The following is a 7991-nucleotide window of genomic DNA, read 5'->3' as shown; positions in this document are numbered from 1 at the left end:
TAGATGATAGCTGTTTTACATCTCCAGCAATGACCATACCTGTGGCTGATCATTCTCTCGGCCATGAGAAGTCCTCTCTCCAGCAGGTCATCCATAACAACGCGGTTTGCGTCACGGATGTTCATTCCGCAATATTTTCCTGCTTCACTGGTGTAGCTACCATTAGGGCCTACGGGACAGAAGATCGGGAGTTCGTTCTTTACGCCAACTTCAAAATCGTCAACACCGTGTCCAGGCGCAATGTGGACACAACCTGTGCTATCTGCTGTAACGTAATCTGCATTGCATATCCTGTGTTCTATCTCTGCCTGTAAAGGCACAAGGTCTGCAAGTGGATGCTCGTAAACTGTGCCCTCGAGGTCCTTGCCTGACATCGTACTGAGTACCTCATAATTTGCATATCTGCCTATTCTGAGCACGTTCTCAACAAGCTCTGATGCTATTATCAATGTCTCAGTTGAGTCATCGTCTTTGACAGCCTTCACTTTTGAATACTCGAATTCCGGATGGACTGCCACAGCAATGTTGGAGGGGATGGTCCAGGGGGTCGTTGTCCAGATGACGACAAAAGTGTTCTCTTCGTCCTTTAGTTTGAACTTGATATAAGTTGAAGGGTCTTCGCGGTCCTCATACTCGACCTCCGCGTCAGCAATTGCGGTTTCGCATCTTGGGCACCAGTTGACAACTCTCTTTCCAGTGTCAAGCAGGTTCTTTTCCTGTGCTTGTTTAAGTGTCCACCATGCAGCTTCGATGTACTCATCCTTGAGCGTCATGTAAGGGTCTTCCCAGTCAAGCCAGACACCAAGGGTTTGGAACTGTTCGGTCATATCGTCCTTCTGGCGAAGTGCGAACTCCTTACATTTCTCAATGAAATTGCCGACGCCATATGTCTCGATGTCCTTCTTTGATTCAAAACCAAGGGCACCTTCTACCTTTACCTCGATGGGTAATCCGTGCATGTCCCAGCCTGCCCTGTCAAGGATGTCATGGTCGTTCATTGACATGTAACGCAGGATACTGTCCTTGATTATCTTGTTCCAGGCAGTACCAAGGTGGATGTGACCTGTGGTGTATGGTGGTCCGTCCACGAAATAAAATTTCTTAGCGCCTTTCCTGTGTTCACGTACTGATCTGTAGGCGTTGTTCGCCTCCCAAAATCCATGAACCTTTGTTTCGATCTCTTTGGCATTGTACTGGTCAGTAACTTCTTTGATCATGATGGTGCCCTCCTGGATATGTCCAGTTCCTTGGCTATGTATAGGTATCATCCTAATGCGGTAACAGATTTAAATATTATTGTTAAATAGGCGTATGTTATAAAAAATGTAATATGCATGGAAACAGGGGTAAAGATGTCCCCTTAAATGCTTATATCGTTCCTGGCTCTTCAAAAAAGAACTTCTCTTCCCCAAATGCAGGCTCAAGGTCGGTAAGCCATGAGGCTGTCGGGGAATATTTTGCAAAGAACGGTTTACGTACCCATCCGCAATCACGGCCTTGCAGGAATTCAAGCACAAAGACCTTTTCACCGTTTATTTCCTGTGTGCCAAGGACATTTATCTTCCCGGGGTCAGTGGACATGCTTGGTCCGCGTACGGTTCTTGCGAGTCCGCTTACTTTCTGGTATGCTTCCTGGAAGATCTCCCATGCTTTTGCCACAGGAGTGTCGAAATAGTGGTTTGCACCTGTGTCCCTTACCATGAACATGTAGTAAGGGATACATCCAAGCCGTACCTGTTCTCTCCACATCTGTTCCCAGATGATAGGATCATCATTTATATGGGCTATCAGGGGGGATTGGGTTCGTATCTGTGCTCCGGTTGCACGTATGTTCTTTATGGCTTCCTTGACTGTATCTGTTGTAAGCTCTACCGGGTGGTTGAAATGTCCCATGATGGCCATGTGCTTGTTGTGGTCGGTAACATTGGAGAACAGGGACAGTATGTCTTCGCTATCCTTGTCCGAAACAAAGCGTTGTGGCCAGTAACTTAATGATTTTGTCCCTATCCTGATGTTCTCGATCGTGCGAATATCTGCTTCCAGGATGGGTTCGATATATCTTTTCAGGAGATTTGCGCTCATTGTCATAGGATCTCCTCCTGTGAAAAGCACATCTTTGACCTCGGGATGTTCCTGTAGATATGATACTAACGTCTCTATCTCCCGGCTGGCGAACTTCAGGTCTTTCATGCCGGTGAATTGTGCCCACCTGAAGCAGAATGTACAGAATGTATGGCAGGTCTGTCCCTGTGTGGGGAAGAAAAGGACGGTTTCGTTATACTTGTGTTGCATTCCCTCAAGGACCTTGCCGTTAAGTTCGGGAACGTTCTTATCAAGCTGCCCTGCAGGATGTGGGTTCAGGGTCAAACGTATCTTATGTATTGCCTGTTGGACCTCTTCTTCCGATGCACCGGTGTGTAAAAGGTGCTTCATCTCCTCATAGTGAGGAGGCAATAGCATGTCCTTGTTAGGAAAAGTAAGTCTGAACATTGGGTCATTGGGTACATTGTCCCAATTAATAAGCTCATCGATGACGTAATTATTAACGCGGAACGGAAATATCCTTGCAGCGATCTCGATATCCTCTTGCTGCTCCTGAGTAAAATTCTGTATCTGTGGGATCTCTTTATAATTTGAAAGGGTGTATGCGCGGAAATCTCGTTTTGTAGCACCAGTTATGCCGATACCTCCCGTTTTTTTTTAGAAAAGCTGCCTTATGCCAGCGGTTTCAATTAATCCTTGAAACTATTTGTGATTTAGACAAATTACACTACAGATAATATATAGTTGTTAAATTCTGAACTCTCCTATTACGATTGATTATATAATAATTTCCCTTTTTTTATGCCACTGGTTCTACTTTTTACCAGTATCTCCAAAACAATTCTGATGGTTGGCAGGGGGTATTGCTATCTTTCTGTTTATTTTCGAATACTGCTCCATTATTTTTTGCAATTTCCTGTTCGAAATGTTTAAAACAATACGGGGCTATAATGCATGGTTAAAATCATGTTTTATTATCAAAGGTGATAAGTTGAAAGTAAAGTCCAGGGTTCAACTAAGGAAATCTGCAAAGAACAAATTGTTTAAAAGTCTTCGATCTACTTTCGGGGATGTTATTGATAGTATTTCAGAATGCAAGCTTGAGAGTGCTATGGCTGATGATTTTAAGATTATCATCGTTGATGGCAAGGTGCTTTTCTTCCAGATGGGTGAGGTATCTTTCCCTACTGTAAGGGGTGTGCTGGAATTGGGACTTGATTGCAATGTCGTTACTGTTGATGCGGGTGCTGTGAAGTTTGTTGTGAATGGTGCTGATATAATGTGTCCGGGAATCGTTAAAGTTGATGATGGGCTGAATGAGGGCGACCTTGTTATTATCGTTGAAGAAACACATGGTAAGCCTCTTGCTATCGGACGTGCCCTTGTGCCGGCGACTGAGATGGTGGGCAGGTCAGGTAAGGCTATTAAGTCTATACATTATGTCGGGGATGAACTTTGGAACCTTGAGGCATGATATTTCAGGATGAATGGGAAGCTATCATTAAAATATGATGAACATCCATATTAAACCCTATAACATTGATGCGAAGCCAGAAAATCAAAATAGCTAATGGCTTAAATATTAAAAGAATTATTAAAGATATATTCTAAATCCATTCAATCGAATCTTAGGACAAAGGTGCTGACTATGGCAAATTTCATGGATAAAATATTTGGAAGTGGAGTAAAGGGTGCGACAGATGCTGATGAATATACTGAGCTCGACCTTGGTAAATTTGAACAGGAAATGGCAGATGAACCTGCAGAGACCTATATCAGGGTGGCAGAACTTACGAACCTTAATGAACTTCCTGACTTGAAGAAAGAGATCTATAATGGCAATATCCTTATGATCGATATCTCTAATATCAAGGCTGATAAACTCATGCTTGACAGGGCACTTAAGGATCTGAAAGATGTTGTTATCGATGTGCATGGGGACATTGCAGGTATTAAGGATGATCAGGTACTTGTCACTCCGACAGGTGTCAGAATAGACAGATCCAAGATAGTTGGTGGAAGGTATTGAGCGCAGAAGATAGTTCCGGGGCAGAGTCCCCGAGATCATTTGAGACCAGAACTTCCTGTCCTCTCTGCCAGGAAGACCTTATCATTAAGTGGCAGGGGGATGAAATTCCCTATTTCGGGGAAGTTATGTACATTTCCACTTCCTGTTGTAACTGTGGGTTCAGGTTCACGGATACAATGATACTTGCTCAGAAAGAGCCTATGCGTTTTGAGCTCAAGGTAGAAGGACTTGAGGATCTCAATGCAAGGGTCATACGTTCGACCTCAGGCACCATAAGGATCCCTGAACTCGGGATCGATGTTGAGCCCGGTTCTGTTTCTGATTCATATGTTACCAATATTGAGGGCATTCTTCAAAGGGTACAGTCGGTTGTCGTGACCGCTACTGGCTGGGTTAAAGATGATGCCGATGCGTATGCACGTGGACTGGAACTACAGGATCAGCTTGAACAAGCTATTGCTGGCGATTTTCCTCTGACCGTCATTATAGAAGATCCTCTTGGTAACAGTGCTATAATCTCTGAGAAAGTTGTATCCAGAAAGCTCTCAGCCGAAGAAGCGGGCGATCTTCATAGCGGTATGGTTGTCTTTGATGTTGATACCTCCCAGATGGAAGTCGATTCTTCTGATAAGATACAGCCGATTGGAAATAACTATAAATGATGCCTGTATTTAGCTCAAAAATTCGAATTTAATCGTTTCGATCTTATTGGTGACATTATGGCTGAACAAGAAAAAGAGGCAACGCTTCCTTCAAAAGAGAATTTCAGTGAATGGTATAATGATATGCTCCAGATCGCAGAGATCATGGATGTACGTTATCCTGTGAAAGGTTCATATGTCTGGTATCCTTTCGGTTTTTCCATTCGCAGGAATGTTTATGATATTATCCGTGGATTGCTTGATAAAGATCACCAGGAAACACTGTTCCCTCTTTTGATACCTGAAAATGAGTTCATGAAAGAGGCAGAACATATCAAAGGGTTTGAAGAAGAAGTGTACTGGGTTCTCAATGGCGGTACAACTCCTCTTGATGTGAAACTTGCGCTTCGTCCAACCAGTGAGACCGCTATTTATCCTATGTATCGTCTCTGGGTACGTTCACATGCGGACCTTCCATTGAAGCTTTATCAGATCGTCAATACCTTCAGGTATGAGACAAAGCACACTAGGCCGCTTATCCGTCTCCGGGAGATAACTTCTTTTAAGGAAGCGCATACTGTTCATGCAACCTGGGATGAGGCTGCTTCTCAGGTGGATGAAGCTATCAGGCTCTATATCGAGTTCTACAGAAGGCTTGCTATTCCTGTGCTCCCTTCAAAGCGTCCTAGCTGGGATAAGTTCCCTGGGGCTGATTATACTATTGCAGTAGATTCGTTGATGCCTGATGGGAAAACGCTTCAGGTAGGAACTGCACATCACTTGGGTGATAATTTCGCAAAGACCTTCGATATCAAGTATGAGGATATTGATGGTGAACAGGTCTATGCTCATCAGACATGTTACGGCGTTTCTGAAAGGTGCATTGCCACTCTGCTTTCGACCCATGGTGATGATAAGGGTCTGGTGCTTCCTCCAGAGATCGCTCCGACACAGGTTGTTATCATACCTATCATTTTCAAAGAGCCGGAAGCTGTGCTCAATGCATGTAATGATGTGAAGGCTGAGCTTGAGGCTGCAGGTGTTCGGGTCACTATCGATGATAGTGATAAACGTCCGGGTTCCAAGTATTATAAGTGGGAGATGAAGGGCGTTCCTTTGAGGATAGAGATAGGTCCGAGGGACCTGAAGAACGAGGCTGCAATGCTCGCCAGACGTGATACTGGCGAGAAGGAACAGGTGCCTCTGTCTTCTATCAAGGATGAGGTTCTCTCAAGGTTCGAGATTATTCAGGTAGCTCTTTTGGAAAAGGCGACCGCTGAGTTGAACGAGCGCATCTTCGATTGTTCCACTGTGGATGATGTTAAGGAAAGGGTGCAGGATGGAATTGCTCTTGTCCCGTGGTGTGGTGAGGAAAAGTGTGGTCTCGATCTGGATGAACAGGCCGGTGCAGGCATACTTGGAATTCCTACTGATATGGATGAGGATGGTACTTACAAGTGTCCTATCTGTAGCAAAGAAACTCGTACAAGGGTTTACGTGGCAAGGACTTATTGATACTGACGGGGTGATTTGATATGGGATCTCTGATAGCTAACGATAAAAGACCGGAAAAGCCGTTATTCATTTGTGTATTGGGAAATACGGAAACTGCATATATCGAGAAGTTGTCTGCGGCAGGAAAGACTGCTAAGCTTACGGATTATACTCCGACAGGCGACGCGGAGCTTGTGGAGACTGGTGGTATCATCAGTACTCCTGTGATCCCGATGACGCCTCCCTATAATACTCCCACCCCCGGGCTTATTACACGTGCATCATTACAGCTTTCAGGTGTTCCCCATTTGTTTGTGAACTCTGGTCTGAAGATACCTCCTAAGGTTCCTTTTGAGGACCTTGGTGCAAGGTATGGGGAAGATATCCGGAACGATGTTGCGGTGCATGATGTTGAAGGCATCATCAAGGCTGCACTTTCTGTTGGCGAGAAGGTTCGCGATGATCACGATATGTTCGTAATAGGGGAGAGTACTCCTGCTGGTACGACCACTGCCATGGGCGTTCTCGATGCTCTCGGGTATGATAGTAATGTGAGTAGCAGCTCTTCCGAGAATCCTGTGGGGCTTAAGAGAAGGGTCGTGAAAGAGGCAATGGATGCATCGGGTATCATTTCTGGTGGTCTTAAGGGGGATCCTATGCGCGCAATAGCCTGTCTTGGTGATCCGATGATGCCAGCTGTGGCGGGTCTTGTTTCAGGCCTTAAAGGTAAGCGTGTCATCCTTGCAGGCGGAACTCAGATGGCCGCAGTGTATGCTTTCATGAAGCATCTGGGTACTGATCTTAGTAATGTGTCCATTGTGACCACAAGTTATGTCGCTAATGATGAGACTGCTAATTTCAATGAGATCATTGAGGCCCTTGGTGCTGATATGTTCGCCATTGACCCTCGTTTTGGTAATTCTTCCCACAAAGGATTGAGGCAGTATGAGCTTGGTTATGTGAAGGAAGGGGTGGGTGCCGGAGGGGCACTTTATCTTGCAGGCCTTCTCGGAGTTTCTGTCGATACTATCCGTGAGGAGATCGAAAAGATCTGTCTTGAACTTGCTGACCTTATCAATGCAGAATGATCGTTTTGGGTTGAAGTGTGTGCAGTTGTTACATTCTTGAACCATTTTTGTTTTTAAACCGATACCTATATCACTGATAAGATGTATCTTTGGGTTGTAATCGCAAGGTTGCGGGGCTGTGGCCTAGCCTGGAATGGCGACGGGCTCCAGCGGATAAATGATGAACAACGGGTCTACTGAGATCTACTCGACGGAGTGGGTCGGTGAAGAGCCGTTGGAGCACTGATGTGTGTTCTTAAGAATTGACTGTCGTAAGGCAGTTGTTCGGAGAGACCCGTCGATCGAGAGTTCGAATCTCTCCAGCCCCACGTTTTTCTTTTCTTGTACTACTCTATTATAATGTCAAGTTTTTCTTTTGTCCAGGTTTAACTTTGTCAAGAGTATCAATATTGCTTTACACACGTTATCACTTCCAAGACAACGTTTTTGTGTTGCAGGTTTTATTCGATAAAATTTGGTGTGGATATCCTTCCATCCCACAGCTACAAAGATATTTCCATCTTAATCTCTTGGAATATGATCTTGAACTACCTTAATTTACTTATTTTATGTGACTTGTGTGCATTAGATGTATATAGTTGTTCAATGCAAAGGACGAACGACTTTGTATAAACTCAATTTGATAAATATGAGGGTATTATTAACGAATAGTCTAATTCTAATATTGGGCGGTAAGTGAAAAATGAACAAATTAAA

The 7991-nt window shown here is 44.4% G+C and carries 7 protein-coding genes and 1 tRNA gene; 6 read left to right on the top strand and 2 right to left on the bottom strand.

Annotated elements, in window-relative coordinates; all coding sequences use genetic code 11:
• Together QAS77_RS08695 and QAS77_RS08690 are read right to left on the bottom strand one after the other, a co-directional pair.
• On the bottom strand, positions 1–1217 hold a 1217-nt coding region (locus tag QAS77_RS08695), incomplete at its 3' end, for a class I tRNA ligase family protein (RefSeq protein WP_305064976.1).
• Between the two features lie 151 nt (positions 1218–1368).
• Positions 1369–2490, bottom strand: coding sequence for a KamA family radical SAM protein (locus tag QAS77_RS08690; protein WP_250867547.1), 1122 nt, complete (start codon positions 2488–2490; stop codon positions 1369–1371).
• A 478-nt stretch (positions 2491–2968) separates the two neighbouring features.
• Between QAS77_RS08690 and QAS77_RS08685 the strand changes: the two genes are divergently transcribed.
• From QAS77_RS08685 to QAS77_RS08660, 6 genes are all read left to right on the top strand, one after another.
• The gene (locus QAS77_RS08685; RefSeq protein WP_331522526.1) at positions 2969–3517 is read left to right on the top strand and encodes an RNA-binding protein; all 549 of its coding nucleotides are present in this window, start codon (positions 2969–2971) and stop codon (positions 3515–3517) included.
• 174 nt (positions 3518–3691) lie between these two features.
• Entirely contained in the window at positions 3692–4072 is a 381-nt protein-coding gene (locus QAS77_RS08680) for a cell division protein SepF (RefSeq protein WP_172368164.1), read from the top strand.
• Complete coding sequence (locus tag QAS77_RS08675; protein WP_250867549.1) at positions 4069–4734, top strand: ZPR1 zinc finger domain-containing protein; 666 nt, start codon at positions 4069–4071, stop codon at positions 4732–4734. Before QAS77_RS08680 ends, QAS77_RS08675 begins: the two co-directional genes overlap by 4 nt.
• 57 nt (positions 4735–4791) lie before the next feature.
• A complete protein-coding gene (gene proS / locus QAS77_RS08670; RefSeq protein ID WP_305064972.1) occupies positions 4792–6228 on the top strand; it encodes a proline--tRNA ligase in 1437 nt (478 codons plus the stop codon).
• A 20-nt stretch (positions 6229–6248) separates the two neighbouring features.
• A complete protein-coding gene (cobT, locus tag QAS77_RS08665) occupies positions 6249–7295 on the top strand; it encodes a nicotinate mononucleotide-dependent phosphoribosyltransferase CobT (RefSeq protein WP_250867551.1) in 1047 nt (348 codons plus the stop codon).
• Positions 7296–7407: 112 nt separating this feature from the next.
• Positions 7408–7603, top strand: a tRNA-Trp gene (locus QAS77_RS08660).
• The last annotated feature ends 388 nt before the right edge of the window (positions 7604–7991 follow it).

The organism is Methanococcoides sp., assembly GCF_030594565.1.
Classification (GTDB): Archaea; Halobacteriota; Methanosarcinia; order Methanosarcinales; family Methanosarcinaceae; genus Methanococcoides; species Methanococcoides seepicolus.
Note: the sequence above shows the minus strand (reverse complement) of the source record. Positions and strands in the feature narration are given on the sequence as shown.

Coding starts and splice junctions, on each gene's coding strand:
- QAS77_RS08685 (WP_331522526.1), top strand. CDS start 2,969: ATGTTTAAAACAATACGGGGCTATAATGCATGGTTAAAATCATGTTTT.
- QAS77_RS08690 (WP_250867547.1), bottom strand. CDS start 2,490: ATGTTCAGACTTACTTTTCCTAACAAGGACATGCTATTGCCTCCTCAC.
- proS (WP_305064972.1), top strand. CDS start 4,792: ATGGCTGAACAAGAAAAAGAGGCAACGCTTCCTTCAAAAGAGAATTTC.
- QAS77_RS08680 (WP_172368164.1), top strand. CDS start 3,692: ATGGCAAATTTCATGGATAAAATATTTGGAAGTGGAGTAAAGGGTGCG.
- cobT (WP_250867551.1), top strand. CDS start 6,249: ATGGGATCTCTGATAGCTAACGATAAAAGACCGGAAAAGCCGTTATTC.